The 14108-nt window shown below is 38.3% G+C and carries 10 protein-coding genes; 3 read left to right on the top strand and 7 right to left on the bottom strand.

Going from position 1 to position 14108, the window contains the following annotated elements; genetic code table 11:
- Nucleotides 1–18: 18 nt before the first annotated feature.
- Nucleotides 19–378 carry a P-II family nitrogen regulator gene (locus tag HEQ28_RS12320; RefSeq protein ID WP_434502856.1) on the bottom strand — a complete coding sequence of 120 codons (360 nt, stop codon included), beginning with the start codon at nt 376–378 and terminating at the stop codon, nt 19–21.
- A gap of 338 nt (nt 379–716) precedes the next feature.
- On the opposite strand from HEQ28_RS12320, the gene dapF reads away from it, so the two are divergent.
- Genes dapF through HEQ28_RS12335 form a run of 3 tightly spaced genes read left to right on the top strand, consistent with a single transcriptional unit; the run spans nt 717 to nt 5061 of the window.
- On the top strand, nt 717–1559 hold the full coding sequence (gene dapF / locus HEQ28_RS12325; protein WP_434502858.1) for a diaminopimelate epimerase: 843 nt from the start codon (nt 717–719) through the stop codon (nt 1557–1559).
- Between the two features lie 33 nt (nt 1560–1592).
- The gene (locus tag HEQ28_RS12330) at nt 1593–2828 is read left to right on the top strand and encodes an LL-diaminopimelate aminotransferase (RefSeq protein WP_434502860.1); all 1236 of its coding nucleotides are present in this window, start codon (nt 1593–1595) and stop codon (nt 2826–2828) included.
- 43 nt (nt 2829–2871) lie between these two features.
- Complete coding sequence (locus HEQ28_RS12335) at nt 2872–5061, top strand: glutamine synthetase III family protein (RefSeq protein ID WP_434502862.1); 2190 nt, start codon at nt 2872–2874, stop codon at nt 5059–5061.
- A 74-nt stretch (nt 5062–5135) separates the two neighbouring features.
- Here the strand turns inward: HEQ28_RS12335 and HEQ28_RS12340 are convergent, their stop codons facing one another.
- The 6 genes from HEQ28_RS12340 to HEQ28_RS12365 form a co-directional block, all read right to left on the bottom strand.
- A complete protein-coding gene (locus tag HEQ28_RS12340; protein WP_434502864.1) occupies nt 5136–6662 on the bottom strand; it encodes a vWA domain-containing protein in 1527 nt (508 codons plus the stop codon).
- A gap of 3 nt (nt 6663–6665) precedes the next feature.
- Nucleotides 6666–8189 (bottom strand): AAA family ATPase, encoded by a 1524-nt coding sequence (locus HEQ28_RS12345; protein ID WP_434502866.1) that lies wholly within the window; start codon nt 8187–8189, stop codon nt 6666–6668.
- A 758-nt stretch (nt 8190–8947) separates the two neighbouring features.
- On the bottom strand, nt 8948–9862 hold the full coding sequence (locus tag HEQ28_RS12350; protein ID WP_434504463.1) for an IS3 family transposase: 915 nt from the start codon (nt 9860–9862) through the stop codon (nt 8948–8950).
- Complete coding sequence (locus HEQ28_RS12355; RefSeq protein WP_434502868.1) at nt 9799–10215, bottom strand: hypothetical protein; 417 nt, start codon at nt 10213–10215, stop codon at nt 9799–9801. The genes HEQ28_RS12350 and HEQ28_RS12355 overlap by 64 nt, the downstream gene beginning before the upstream one ends.
- A 1208-nt stretch (nt 10216–11423) precedes the next feature.
- Nucleotides 11424–12818, bottom strand: a complete 1395-nt coding sequence (locus HEQ28_RS12360) for an Outer membrane protein SusF domain-containing protein (RefSeq protein WP_434502870.1) — start codon at nt 12816–12818, stop codon at nt 11424–11426.
- A gap of 63 nt (nt 12819–12881) precedes the next feature.
- Nucleotides 12882–14051 carry a SusF/SusE family outer membrane protein gene (locus HEQ28_RS12365; protein WP_434502872.1) on the bottom strand — a complete coding sequence of 390 codons (1170 nt, stop codon included), beginning with the start codon at nt 14049–14051 and terminating at the stop codon, nt 12882–12884.
- Between the last annotated feature and the right edge of the window lie 57 nt (nt 14052–14108).

Raw genomic sequence — 14108 nt, forward strand, 5'->3', positions numbered from 1 at the left:
TTGTGTTTTGTGTCTTCTCTATAACATTTCTTTTTCCGCATTATATAAGGCAAGGTCTCCACGTTCTCCAGTTCGTATTCTCACGGTGTCGTCAACAGGAATAATGAATATTCGCCCATCTCCAATCTTTCCAGTCCATGCTGCTTTTCTCACAGCTTCAATAGTACGCTCTACTTTTCTCTCTCTGACAACGATATTCAGCAATACGCGTTCAATGTTCTTGGTCTCATGCACTATACCTTGATGAATGTGTTCTTTCCTCATTTTTCCTTCACCCCTTACATCATAATAAGAAAACCATTCTATGTCGGCTGCAAGCAGAGCTTCCTTGACGTCTTCAAACTTTGTCTTGCGGATAATCGCTTCAATCTTCTTCATAAATCCTCAAATTTAATTAATGTGTATATATTAAGTATCAACGCTTTGATTTATCATCCTGTAAACTATATCTGCAAATTTAATACAAAATGTAAATCAAAACTTTAAAAATGGTTACAAAGTGAAATTAAAAATTACTAATAATCGCATTTTTAACAAAAGTATGCATGTATGATTACAATTCGAAAGAAAAATGAATATAAATGCTTTCGAATTATAACTTATATTAAAAAACAACATTATTTTGATATCAAACTATTGCTTATTTTGTCAAAACGTATTAAATTTGCAAACGTAACAAGACAAAACGTAAGTTTTATAAATAAGAAAGTAACAAAATGGCAAATACTATCCATTTCACCAAAATGCATGGAGCAGGAAACGATTATATATATGTCAATACTCTTATTGATATGATACCTAATCCTGCTAAGGCTTCAATAGAGTGGAGTAAGCCTCATTTTGGAATAGGCAGCGATGGTCTGGTTCTTATAGGAAGACCATCCGAAGATGCTGTTGCTGACTTTTCAATGCACATTTATAATGCAGATGGTTCTGAGGCCATGATGTGTGGCAACGCCAGCAGATGTATTGGAAAGTATCTATATGAAAAAGGTTTTACCAAAAATACGAGAATAAAATTAGAAACACTTTCTGGCGTGAAAGTTCTTAACCTGCATCTGAATGATGAAAACAAGGTTGGGAGCGTAACTGTAGACATGCTTGAGCCTATGACAACAATGACAGAGCAGTTTACAGGTAAGCACCCTTCTCTTTCGTCAATTCCAGGCGCAAAAGAAGGCGTTTTTGTTTCTATGGGAAATCCACATTACGTGATATTTGTTGATGATATCAAAGATATTGATATAACAGAATATGGCAAGATTCTAGAGAGAGATGAAGCCTTCCCCCAGAGGTGCAATATTGAATTTGCACAACTGGTGGGCAAGGATATACTAAGGACCAGAGTTTGGGAACGTGGAAGCGGTATCACAATGGCTTGTGGAACTGGTGCTTGTGCAACAGCTACAGCGGCGGTTATTTCTGGATTGACAGGCCGTAAGGTTGATATTCTGATGGATGGAGGAACTTTGAATATAGAATGGAACGAGGATGACGGACATATATATATGACAGGTCCGGCAGAATTTGTTTTTGAAGGTGAAATTCAAATTCCATAGCAAAGGTAACAAACTTAACAACACAATAAAATTATGGCATTAATAAACGAACATTTTTTAAAATTGCCGGGCAATTATCTGTTTGCAGACATTGCAAAAAAGGTAAATGCCTACAAGGTATCACATCCCAAGCAGAAGGTTATCAGTCTTGGTATTGGTGATGTCACGCAGCCTCTTTGTCCGGCTGTGATTGAAGCTATGCATAAGGCCACAGACGAAATGGCTAAAAAGGCTAGTTTCAGAGGATACGGTCCTGAAAGAGGATACGATTTCTTGCGTGAGGCAATTATCAAGAATGATTTTCTCCCTAGGGGAATACATCTTGATATGAACGAAATCTTTGTAAACGATGGAGCCAAGAGTGATACTGGAAATTTCCAGGAAATTTTGCGCTGGGACAATAATATCGGAGTTACAGATCCTGTTTATCCTGTTTACATAGATTCAAATGTGATGATTGGACGTGCAGGAGTTTTCGAAAACGGTGCATGGAGTAATGTAACATACATTCCTTGTACTGCAGATAATAACTTCATTCCACAAATTCCAGATCACCGTGTAGATATGATCTACTTGTGTTATCCTAACAATCCTACGGGAACAGTTCTAACTAAAGAGGAACTTCGTAAATGGGTTAACTATGCAATCCACAATGATTCTATAATTCTTTACGATGCAGCCTATCAGGCTTACATACGTGATGAGTCTATCCCTCACTCTATTTATGAGATACGGGGAGCTAGAAAAGTGGCTGTAGAATTCCATAGTTATTCAAAGACAGCAGGATTCACAGGAATCAGATGTGGATACACAATCGTACCTAAAGAGCTTACCGCTTCAACTCTTGACGGAACAGGACGCGCTAGTCTTAATCAAATTTGGGACCGCCGACAGTGTACTAAATTCAATGGAACAAGTTACATTAGTCAAAGAGCTGCTGAGGCTATTTATACTCCAGAAGGTCGCAAACAGGTAAAGGAGATCATAAACTATTATATGGAGAATGCCGACATAATGCGCGACAGTCTCACACGATTGGGATATAAAGTATTTGGAGGTATAAATGCTCCTTATATTTGGGTAAAGACTCCAGAAGGTATCGATAGTTGGAAATTCTTTGAGCAGTTACTTTATGGGGCAAGCGTAGTCTGCACTCCTGGTGTTGGTTTTGGACCAAGCGGGGAAGGTTATATCCGTCTCACGGCATTTGGTGATCGTGAAGACTGCAGGGAAGCCATGAAGCGCATTGCTGAATGGACTTTAAAATAAAGAAATATATAATCACACAAACACTGAATTTATATATACTCGTATGACAAATCTAAGATTCGAAGCCGTAGCTGAAGCTTCACGTAAGAAGCCACTAGAAGTGGCAACACCTGCCGAACGACCATCTGAGTTTTTCGGAAAGAAGGTTTTCAATCGTCAGAAAATGTATAAATATCTGCCTGCTGACATTTATGCTAAGCTTGTAGATGTTATCGACAACGGCGCACGCCTTGATCGTTCCATTGCCAATGAGGTAGCAAAGGGCATGAAGCAGTGGGCCGACGAAAATGGAGTCACTCATTACACTCACTGGTTCCAGCCTCTTACTGAGGGTACTGCCGAAAAGCATGATGCTTTTATTGAGCATGATGGAAAAGGTGGAATGATAGAAGAATTCTCTGGAAAACTTCTTGCTCAGCAGGAACCTGATGCTTCTTCTTTCCCTTCTGGCGGTATCAGAAATACTTTTGAAGCTCGTGGTTATAGTGCATGGGATCCTACATCACCAGTGTTTATTATTGACGATACTCTTTGTATACCTACTATATTTATATCATACACAGGTGAGGCTCTTGACTATAAGGCTCCTTTGCTCCGTGCTTTACGTGCTGTAAGTACTGCCGCATCAGAGGTTTGTCACTATTTCGACCCAGAAGTAAAGAAGGTTACAAGTAACCTCGGATGGGAACAGGAATATTTCCTTGTAGACGAGAACTTATACGCAGCTCGTCCTGATCTTATGTTGACAGGCAGAACCCTTATGGGACATGATTCTGCAAAGAATCAACAGATGGACGACCATTATTTCGGAACTATTCCTGAGCGTGTACAGAATTTTATGAAAGACCTTGAAATACAGGCTTTGGAACTTGGTATTCCTTGCAAAACACGCCATAATGAAGTTGCTCCAAATCAGTTTGAACTCGCTCCAATCTTCGAAGAAACCAACCTAGCAGTAGACCACAACATGTTGTTGATGAGCTTAATGAAGAAAATAGCTCACAAGCACGGATTCCGTGTATTACTTCACGAAAAGCCTTTTGATGGTATCAACGGTAGTGGTAAGCACAACAACTGGAGTCTAAGTACAGATACAGGTGTGCTCCTTCATGGCCCTGGTAAAACTCCTATCGACAATTTGAGATTTGTTGTATTCATTGTTGAGACTTTGGTGGGTGTTTATCGTCACAATGGACTTCTCAAGGCAAGCATAATGAGTGCTACAAATGCTCATCGTCTTGGTGCGAATGAAGCTCCTCCTGCTATCATCTCTAGTTTCTTGGGTAAGCAGCTTAGCGATTTGCTTGACCATATTGAGAAATCTGATAAGAAAGATTTGTTTGATGTTGCTGGTAAGAAGGGTGTTAAGCTTGATATTCCAGAGATACCAGAGATTATTATTGATAATACTGACCGCAACCGTACATCACCATTTGCATTCACAGGTAACCGTTTTGAGTTCCGTGCTGTTGGTAGTGAGGCAAACTGTGCAAGTGCAATGATTGTGCTTAACACTGCTGTTGCTGAAGCTTTGACTGATTTCAAGAAGCGTGTAGATGCACTTATCGCTAAGGGCGAAGACAAGATTGCTGCTATTATCGACATTGTTCGTGAAGACATAGTTGCTTCAAAGCCTGTCCATTTCGATGGAAACGGATATAGTGACGAGTGGGTAGTAGAAGCTACAAAGCGTGGATTGGATTGCGAAAAGTCTTGTCCTGTAATCTTCGAGCGCTATCTCGACAAAGACAGCATCAAGATGTTTGAGGACATGAACGTGATGCAGGAGAATGAATTGATAGCTCGCAATGAGGTTAAATGGGAAACCTATACTAAGAAAATTCAGATTGAGGCTCGCGTAATGGGCGACCTTAGCATGAACCATATTATTCCTGTGGCTACTCATTATCAGAGCCAGCTTGCAAAGAATGTAGAAAACATGATTGATATCTTTGGTAAGGAAAAAGCTACGTCTCTATCTTCACGTAACATAACGATTATTGAGGAGATAGCTGTCCGTACGAAAAAGATCGAGGCTGGTGTCGAGGAATTGGTAAATGCAAGAAAGGTTGCCAATAAAATTGAGAGCGAGTATGATAAAGCTATCGCTTATCACGACACAGTGGAACCAAAGATGGAAGAAATCCGTTACGAAATAGATAAGTTGGAACTTGTAGTTGCCGATGAACTTTGGACTCTTCCAAAATATAGGGAACTACTCTTCATCAGATAAAACACCAATCTATTTCTTTATTGGTTGTTTAAGTTTGCTGCGGGATGTGATCGTGAGATTACATCCCGTTTTTATTAGTATTTTCTTAATTGTCGATACCTTATTTCATATATCTTATCAAACATCCGTTCCCATAGGTTTAGTTCCTTGTCATCAGCAGATTTTATGCTCAGTCCATATAGCTTAGTACCAGTGTTGCGATAATTCTTCAGTTTCGCTATGTAATCCTTTCCTACCATAGGGATAAGAAAATCGCTGACCAATAGAATATCGGCGTTTACATAATGGTTTTGTTCATCATCAAGTAGATTGAATGTTGCGTCAAGCAATTTCTTGGCACTTGTTCCTCCACCAATAAAAGGAACGTGCCCTTTGGCAAATTTTTCTTCATCAGCATCCTTAAATCCAAGGTTCATCATTCGTTTGCGTTGTCTTCGTGCCATAAGATCAATTGGTCTTATAGAAACACTGAAATCAATAAGAAAACAATCTCTCCTCAGTTCTTCTGCAGTATCTTCAAGTAAAGCCAACAGTGAGGCTGTGATGCGTTGCGGAGTTCCATACATACTTGCCGAAGTATCAAGGCATACAATCATTGGACCACGTCTGCTTGCGTGAGTAAAACCTAGTTTACGCGAAGGCTTACTCATTTCGCTCTTATATCTGAATGTCTGTAATCGTTTGGTAAGAAATTTGTAGATGAACATATCACCCATTGCGTCGTCACAATATTGTGCAAGTTCAAGAGGTAATAAAGAGTTTAGATCATTACCTACCGTTATCCCTTCAATATCGCTTCCGCTTGAATGCTCCATTTTCATAGCCGTTCCAGATGATATTGTTAGTCTATCACGACCGTTTGAGTCTGCAGTACGTCCCATGCAGGCTGCGATTTCCTTTATTTCAGGGTATTTATCCTGAATCTTCACAACGTTAAGTCGTCTTTCAAATTCCGTTTCGGTCCATTGTCCATCCATCATGTCCCAAGCCTGTATAGCTTGCTGTTCAATTATATTGTGAGATTGCATGTAGTTTCCAACCTGCCTCATTACAATATCCAATCCTTTTTTGAAATCGTCTTTCCGTTTTACGATATGCTCTTTGCTTTCGTTTTCAATATGTCTGTCAAGTGTAAGTTGCCATTCGTTAACCAACTTTTCCCAGTTAGTGTTTTCTTTGCATCCATCGCCTGAAAGTCTACGAAGCATGAAATCCTTGTCGAATCCGAATCCAGGATGCCTTGCCGAAATATCATCAATAAGGTTTTGTAGTGCCTTTCTGTCATTTCTTTTAGCTTCAGACCATTTCAGCACTTTTATCATGTTATTGCGCTCTGTCCAAGCACGCTGGTTTTGAAAATCCTCGTAATGAGTGCATTCGGCAATGAATTTCCCTACAGCAGAATAAAAGATCTTTGCACTTAGTCTGCTCGTCTGAATCCTCGTTTTATATTTAGCTTCGCCCATGAGCTTGAGTAAAAAGTCCATTAACGGATCTTTCTTTATAACCCATGGCTTGCCCTCAATAGCATCAGACGGAATAGAAGGTACATTTCCAGAATGACAAAAATCATTAAGAAGTTTCAAATATAGGGAGTTCATCTTTTAATAAGTTATTTTCTCTATATCCTGTCGGGTAAAGGCTATTTCCTTGTAAAAATCGGCAAGATACAGTTTCATTTCGCGCCTGTCGTCATTATTGATAAACATGTTATTTTCAAGTTCCTTTTGCGTGTCGTTAAGATTGTCAGCAAGCGAGTCTATTTCTTTTGAGTAGTCCCTGTATTCTTTTGTATCTTCAGCTATTGGAGCTGTTTTCTCGTCGTTCATATCGAACTTTTCAATTTCAAACCTCAAACCGTCAATATACACGTTGTCATTATCACGTGCCAAGCTTACAGGGCGACTGCCCAATGGAACTTTACTACCATCATATACCTTTATTACTGTAATCTTTTCGTTTCTTGGATCTTGGAACATTAATCCTTCCTCTCCGTCCTCACCAACTTCTGGTAATTGCCTGAAGTCAGCCATTACAATAAACGAATGTCCTGTTTCATGTTTGGCAAGTCTGTAGTAATAGTCGCTGTAAGTTTTCTTGTCTGCGTCTCTCTGTCGCTGTCTCGCAGTACTTCTTCCAGCTCTTTGCTGTAAACTACTGTTTCTTATCTCATCCTCCAAATCTTGTTTTAGTTTGGCAAATTTTAATGCGCATGGTGCGAATATAGCCCTGATGACGATTCTTCTCACAGCGTCACGCTCGTCAGGTTCCTGCCACAGACAATGATACATAGGCAGTAGATCGCAAGTCACAACAGATTTTCTGTCGTGCATGAAAGCAGATGTGCGCACAAGTCGTGCTATCTTCTTCCATCTTCTGTCGCTGATATATATGTCGCGACGTTCTTCAGCTCCGTCAACTTCAACAGTTCTTAGTGCTTTTCTAATGTCTTTTATGCAATCCATAGCCTGAATGTTTATATCCACTTGTTCAATATCCTTTGACCATTGGGCATATTCGTCATTAGAAATTTTTATTTCATTGTCAGTAAAGTCTTCATCGTCATCACCTCCCATCATCATTAAAGTGAAGTTTGCTTCTTCTCTTATAGCACAACTTTCAATTCTAATGATAAATCTATCCCACAGAGCCTCCAGCCCCTCGCCACGTGCAGGCAATTCGTTGCTAGCAGCTACAAGAAGTTTAAGTGGTAATTTGATCTCGTTTCTTCCATTACGGAAAAGTTTTTCGTTGATAACTGTAAGCAATGAGTTTTGAATAGCTGGTCCAGCTTTCCATATTTCATCAAGAAACACGACGTCGCAACTTGGCAGATATCCATCTGTAGAACGTTCATATATATCATGGTTCTTTAGTTGCGAAATAGATACAGGACCGAATATCTCGTCAGGAGTTGAAAATCTCGACATAAGATATTCAAATGAGCGTGCATTTCTGAAGGCACTTTTTAATCTACGTGCCACCATACTCTTTGCCACGCCCGGAGGACCGAGAAGGATGATACTCTCACCGGCTATTGCAGCGAGTAGAGATAGACTTATTTCGGAGTCCTTCTCATATATATTCTTGTTCATCTCATTAATGAGACTCTGCATTCTTTGTTTCATTTCCATACGTGAGTATAAAGTTAATTAGTTTTTCCGTCATTCGACAAAACGCCTTGAATCTTATAAACTTTTTTAACGGCGTAACATCTGTAATATACAAACCGAAGATATTATGATTCTTTTTTGCTTTCCGGTATGTTTCCCGTATTTTTCGAGATTATTGAATAGGCTATATAATTCATATTTAATAGACTTTTCTGCACATACCAGAAAAAGTTTTTTCAATGCCACTAATGTCACTTTGTCACAAACCCTTTGTTTGTAAGGGATTAGCGAGTGACATTAAGTGACATTATCGGGGTGAAAGTGACATTAAAGTAGAAAATAGGCCCATTTTTAGCGTTTTATTCCAAATTATTAAATTGCCTGATTCTTTGGAAGAAATATCATTCAGATATCCTATTAAATAGTGATTAGGCCCTAATCACTATCTAATGTATCGCAAAGTGCAGAGTGATTAGGGCCTTATCACTCAATGGTATGTCGCAGAATGACTATGACTGGAATTGGTATACACATTTGTAGTTATACATTCTGAAACACTATACATATTTTTTAAACCCTTACTGATATACTTTACGAATACTGAAATCCTTTACAGAAACAATTGATATATTGAAATCTTATTACAAATCAGTTTAATATGTACATTTCTCTTACAAAGTTAAATAAAATTCCTCTATACACAAATACATTCCCATGAAAAACACCACGGTGGTTTGCCTTGCGGCTGGAGGCGTGAAGCCTCCAAAGAGCAACTACCTAAATTGCATTCTCATCTCTGCCGGAGTCTTCATACAGTTACTCATGTGTGGCCTTTTGTTATTATAGAAATTAATAATGGAGCTTATAATTTTCCTTGCATCCTCTAAGTTTTTAGGTCTGTCCATACGATACAGCCATTCCTGTTTGATAATCCCATTCACTCGTTCGGCAATGGCATTGTCAGTAGGTTTGTAATCCTCTGTCATGCTGATCGTGGCAGAAATGGAATTAAGTCGTTCCACATAAGCATTGCAACAATATTGTAAACCTCGGTCTGAATGATGTATAAGTTTACTTAAATCAGAGTTACCAGCTTGCTTTATAGCCTGCTCCAAAGCTGCTATAGTATTGGTAGCCATAAGCGTGTCGGACAATGTCCAGCCGATTATCTCGTGTGTAAAGGCATCAGTGATAAGATGTAGATAACACACACCGTCTTTTGTTTCTATATAAGTAATATCAGCAACCCATAACTCATTGGGAGCAGTCGGTATAAAGTTCTTGATCATATTCTTGTACTTGTGATAATGGTGATTTGAATTTGTCGTATGCCGTTTACGCTGGGGCTTAAGCATAAGATGGTGAAAATGCAACAAAGCGTAGAATTTATCTCGCCCAACCATCTTTTCTGCATATAACTCCTTAAGCATGATAAAGAGTTTGTATGCTCCTATGCCTGGAGCTTCATTGCGTACTTCTCTGACTATACTGATAGTTGTTGTCTCTGTCAATTTCCGTTTTTCCAGCATCTCCTTGCTTACTGAATAATAGCCTACACGTGTTTTACCAAACAGCCCACTCAGACATTCTATTGATAGATTAGAATGTCTGGTGCGAAGGCTATTTACTGTTTGGCGCCAGCTTTTTTTAATAAGTCGATTCCGTAATCTTCCTTGCCTATTTTTAATAACTCATTAAGAGCTTCATTGCGAAGTTCGGAATACTCAAGAGCTTTACGAAGGCAAGATATCTCATACTCAAGTTGCTCTTCTTTTGTCTTAACCAAAGCTGCTTTGGCTTCATCTTTTTTCTTACGCATACTCATTACCTTTTGTATTGTTGCTGTTGACAAAGATAATGATTTATTGGTTAAGGGAAACTCTTTTTCCCACAAATGTAAAGAATGGGCTGCCAATATCCCATATTTGCGAGCAGTAAAACCATATGACAAATCATGCTCATACATGTCTTTTAATGCTTGAAGCTTGAAGTCACGACTGTAACTTCGATGTTCCTTTTTTTTCTTTTGATTTTCCATCATTTAATTGTTAAAACGATGTATACCTTTTCTGTATTAAGTCAGAAACTAATTCTGTTATCATTACGTTTATAAGCTTTTCTGCAAATAATAGATTTGTTTCACGATACAGAGTTTCCATTTCATCGATTAAACGTTTGTATTTTATCGCTACTAATGTTTTAGTAGTATCAACGATATTTCTATTGATTAAAATATAGTAAATAAATTTCCATTTTATTATTTTGCTACTATCAAACTTTCAAAGTAGTAGTCTAGCCACATCATCTATTTTTTCGTAGAAAACAGCATATTTTAGTGGAGGACAGTGGATGATAGTGGAGGTATATCTCCACCATTTAACACATTGTAAATTAGTAACTTACACGTAAAGTGGAGGTTGTTTGTAATTTTTGGAACTTTTTAGGTTTTGTCTTTTTCCTATTATCAAATACCTACAGAATAGTAATAAAAAAATCACAACAACATCAGTTGTAAAACTAAAAATAAGATATAGATAATTCCCTGTGCCCTTTAAAATAGAACTTCAGAATCATTATTTTGTAGAACAAGCCCCTTTAATCAAAAAGTGATGGTTCTGGCGGACTCTCAATCTCCTCTTTCAGGTATAACCGACATGTTGTATTCTTACTTCCACTAGTCCATAGGTGTTTGATACATTGTATCATTCAATACTCTGTATTTCAAGTCCTTTTTAATCTTGGCAAGATAGATTACTCCTTTTTACGTCGTCTCTTCTAGTTTTTCGTAGTCAATGTAAGCCCGATTCATTACCATAATATCACCTTTATGTAATACTGCAGGTCTGAGCATAAAGGAGTCTTTGGTAGCTGCAGAGGTAAACTTTATATCAGAAGGAACTCCTTCATTTAACGTTCTCCGCCATTATTACGACTGATTTCAATGTTTTTTGACTTATCAAGCAATTTAATTATCAGGCTATAGAGCGGCTGTCTGATAAAATGTATACATTTGCCCATGTGTTAAATTTTCTTCTGATAAAGGCAAAGATAACAATTTTTAGGCTGAACTCAGAAATAAATTCAGCCTCTTATTGTTATTACTCAAAAAGTATTATCGGACAGCAATATAATTCTTCATATTTTAGTATCATTGTTTCTATACTTATCATATTAATATAGTGGAAATAAAAAAAGACGTTGTTCAGTTTGAAACAACGCCTTTTCTATTATTTATTAATAATATGATTATTACTTCTTTGTAATCTCATATTTAGCAAATCCGTCAGCCCATGCATAAAGTTTGATGTCATAAGTACCATCTTCGGTAATCTTAATGTTAGCACCGCTTTGTGTAAGGTTATCTGTTGTTCCACCCCAGTTTATATCCCATGCGTAATTAGCACGGAACTTCAATTCACCAGACTTTAATGTTACACCACTAATTTCCCAAGCACGATCAGCTACGTTGTAGGTCATAATTGCATCTCCTTTAGGATTAGCGTCTGAAGGCCAACCATTAGGTGTCGCATCACCAACAAGGCCGATTACTGTGATTGGCGTGAAGGTCATCTTCTTTGTAGATAAAGTAAGATCTACTTTATAATAACCATCAGCATCACCGGTAGGTAGATTAATATTGGCAGCTTGTGTATCTGTAGAGAAGTCAGCACCATAGTTCGTTCCATCCCAGTTTGCTTCAGAGCAGAATTTGAATCCTTTATTGTTTAGATACATGAAACCACTGAAATTGTCACCATCAGTACTTCCTAAATAATCAATCTGTTTCCAACCGTTGGCGTCACCGGCCATATACATGATAGGTTTAGATACAGTGTAAGTCCATGTATTTGCATTAAAAGTAACAATCCAGGTACCAGCACCTTGGATTGTTGGTGTCTGTACGTTTTTCCAGCTAAGGTAGTTGAATGTAGAAGCATCACCATTAGTAGCACAACCAAATGCGACAGGATTTACGTTATCCCAAGTTGTTCCATCACCAACATATCCTGAACCACCGAAGAACTTGAACCAGTTCGTATCGCTTGTTGTTTTTACAGCAGCAGTATAAATATGTGAACCATCTTTTGTTTCTTTCAACCAAACTGGCTTATTCGGAGTCCAACCATTATCATTGACATTTCCTAGCATGAAATAACCTTTGGCGTCAACGTCTGGAGTTTTTATAGGTGTTTCATTCTGAGTTACTGAGCCACTAATAGCTACAGCCTCTCCGGATGTAAGCACTGCGGATGTTGTAGCTGTAACATTCAAAGCTCTCTTTTCATATTTCTGGCTCTTCAAAGATTCTTTCGCTATTTCATCAAGTTGAGCTGTAGCAACGCGAACAGTTGTGCCATGTAATGCATAAGGAATAACAAGCCCGTTGACAGTAATACCCTTAACTATAACATTAGCTACGTTAGTATTAGAACTTGTAACAGCGATAATGTCCAATGAGTCTTGAACTTTGTCTGCATTCATGTCAATATCTACTCCTGATCCAGTGAAGTTTAGACCATAAGCGGCAGCTGTAGCTTCCTGATCATTTTTCTGGAGATTAGCCCAGTCACCGAAATCTTGGTTACAAGAACTCAAGGCAACGGCTGACAAAAGCAATCCGCCATATATAAATAAATTCTTCATATTGAATTATCTTTTATTTGGTTATCAATTTCTCCCCACCTCAAGGGTGGGGAGAGTTTTGTCCTATTTTAAGCTAGCTTTACCAGTGTCAAAGCTGAAGTATAACTTCTGACCAACCTTAGCTTGAATAGAGTAGTCTGCGCCCAATGTTTCCAACCAGTTATTTGGAATATCCTCTACACGGTAGTGTATATTACCAGTTGAAATTTGCATAGTAAACTCTGTGCGCCACCAATCTGCACCAGGAACGCTTACGCAAGCGCGAACTTCTCCAGCAGCAGTGAATGGCTGTGAAACCCATTGGCCTGTTTGATCAGCTGGAGCTGTACAAGGTATAGATTGATCGAAACCACCAACCGTCGTACCAGTGATATTAACAACAGCTTTATCGATAATCAGGTTATACTGAATCTTTCCACCCTTGATCTTGTCTACAAACTTCAATACATACCAGCCTGCGTTAGCAAACGTAATATTGTCACCAGAGCCAGCTGATACACCGGCAGCATTGTTAGTATCTGTAATGGTGTTTATTGCAGATGCACCATTCCAATCATTTTCTTTAGTACCGAATTTGAATTCTCCATTAGCAGGCATGTAGATAACTGTGTAGAATTGACCAGCTGAATTAAATACTGGACTCATTTTCTGCCAAGTTTTCCAAGATTCTCCGATGCTTCCACCTACAACATACATATCTGTAGGAAGAGAAATATCCGGAGCCTTATAATTAGCTAATACATTAGGTAGTTTTACAACGTTTGAGTACACTATGCTGTTGCTGATAGTTGATACTGAAGCCTTTGCACGAACATACATAGGGCGAACTTGATTGTCATAGCTGTCTGTATTCTTCACACTTTCATAAAGAGCTATTATTTGTTCATTCAACTCAGAAGCTTTTATACTCATTGTTGTTGAAGTGAATGGGGTTGGCAATTCTATATAATTTGCTACTTTTCCATCTTTAGCATCAGTGAAAGTCGAATCCATTGAAACTTGCATAGTGTAGCTTGTTGGCAATGGGAAACCACCATAATCAGGTTGGTTAGCTGTAAATGTTATTGAACTTGAATTAATCAAGTCGTAAACATTGTTGTTTGCATTAGCCGGTACATTTAGCGTGAATGATGTCGGCAAAGTAAATGTTGGGTTGTCGTCACGATCGCTATTACAGGATGTGAAAAGCAGTGCACCCATCAACAATGTAACCAATATATTTAATTTTTTCATAATATATACTTTTAATATTAATTTCCTTTTAGAACAATCAACGTTGTCGATATATTC

The organism is Prevotella sp., assembly GCF_051059605.1.
GTDB lineage: Bacteria > Bacteroidota > Bacteroidia > Bacteroidales > Bacteroidaceae > Prevotella.